The 1,366-nt window shown below is 39.2% G+C and carries 4 protein-coding genes; all 4 read left to right on the top strand.

Features of this window, described 5'->3' with window-relative positions; genetic code table 11:
- Positions 1-219 (top strand): DUF8180 domain-containing protein (locus tag AC3WVG_RS11925; protein ID WP_488798338.1); only part of this gene is annotated, 219 nt, incomplete at its 5' end.
- Positions 220-222: 3 nt separating this feature from the next.
- Entirely contained in the window at positions 223-411 is a 189-nt protein-coding gene (locus AC3WVG_RS11920; RefSeq protein WP_488798337.1) for a CooT family nickel-binding protein, read from the top strand.
- Positions 412-420: 9 nt separating this feature from the next.
- The gene (locus tag AC3WVG_RS11915) at positions 421-1,164 is read left to right on the top strand and encodes an SIR2 family NAD-dependent protein deacylase (protein WP_488798336.1); all 744 of its coding nucleotides are present in this window, start codon (positions 421-423) and stop codon (positions 1,162-1,164) included.
- Positions 1,165-1,172: 8 nt separating this feature from the next.
- Positions 1,173-1,366, top strand: a 194-nt coding sequence (locus tag AC3WVG_RS11910) for a hypothetical protein (RefSeq protein WP_488798335.1), incomplete at its 3' end; no start/stop codon positions are given.

Genomic DNA, 1,366 nt, shown 5'->3' with positions numbered 1-1,366 from the left:
GAAAGGGGTACTTCAGTGGACTTTGTTGAAAAGGCAAAGATCAGATTAGAGCATTGGATATCTCATAATACCCACCATATTGAAGAATACAAAGAGTTTGCAAAGGAATTAAGGGGAGCAGGAAAATTGGAGAGTGCCAAACATGTTGAAAGTGTAATAGATCTGGCCATTAGAAGTAATGAGAGTTTAAAAAATGCTTTAAGGGCGCTGGAGGAATAATTCATGTGTGAAGCTCATGCATTTATTATAGAAGATGGAGTGGAAAAAAAGATATTAACAGATGTGGATGTAGTGGAGTTTGAAGGAGATAGTGTGATACTTAAGAATATATTCGGGGAGCAACAAATCCTGACTAACGTTAAATTCAAGGCCTATAATAACCAGGAAAGAAAGATCTTGTTTGAAAGATAAGATCAAATCATGGACCCCCTTAATCAGGCTGCCGATATTATAATAAAAGGAAGATTTAATATTGCACTAACAGGAGCGGGCATATCTGTAGAGTCAGGTATTCCAGATTTCAGAAGTAAGGGAGGGTTATGGACAAAATATGACCCTGCAGAGTATGCCACTATAAGTGCATTTAAAGAGGATCCAGAAAAGGTGTGGAAGATGATAAAGGAGATGGATGAGCTTCTTATCAAGGCAAAGCCAAACAAGGCGCATATAGGTTTAGCGGAGTTGGAAAGGATGGGGTATTTACATGGAATAATTACCCAGAATGTGGATAATCTCCATCAAGAAGCGGGTTCCACAAATGTTATAGAATACCACGGGACATCAAAAACCCTTACATGCCTTTGGTGTGGAAGAGGATATCAGAAGGAGGAGAAAGAGGGAGAATATCCTCCTAAATGCGAGTGTGGAAAGATACTTAAACCTGATATTGTATTTTTTGGGGAACCCATACCTCAGGAAGCAATGGCTCGTTCATTTCAGATGGCATCAAAGGCAGATGTGCTTTTAATTATAGGCACATCTGCTGTGGTATCCCCTGCCAATACCATACCGAGTATAGCAAAACAGAATGGAGCAAAGGTGATAGAAGTGAATAAGGAGAGGACATGGCTCACTGACTCAATCACAGATGTATTTTTACATGGGAGTGCTGGGGAGATAATAGATGAGCTTGTGAGCAAGGTTAAAAATAAAATTAATAAGTGAGAATAGCTATGATAAATGTGGATAGAAATACCCTGGAAAATGCTTGTAAAGAGATAATAGAAACAATATTATTCTGCCTTTCTGATGCATATAAGGGGACAGTATATCAGATTGGACCTCCACCTGAGCTTATTGCTGTTAGGGTTGCTTCAGGAATGATAGATAAGGCACGAAAACAGATAGAATGGGACTTAGAGGGGAG

It is taken from the genome of Desulfovulcanus sp. (assembly GCF_982781345.1).
The sequence above is the reverse complement of the archived record's forward strand: the minus strand, read 5'-3'. Positions and strand labels throughout refer to the sequence as shown.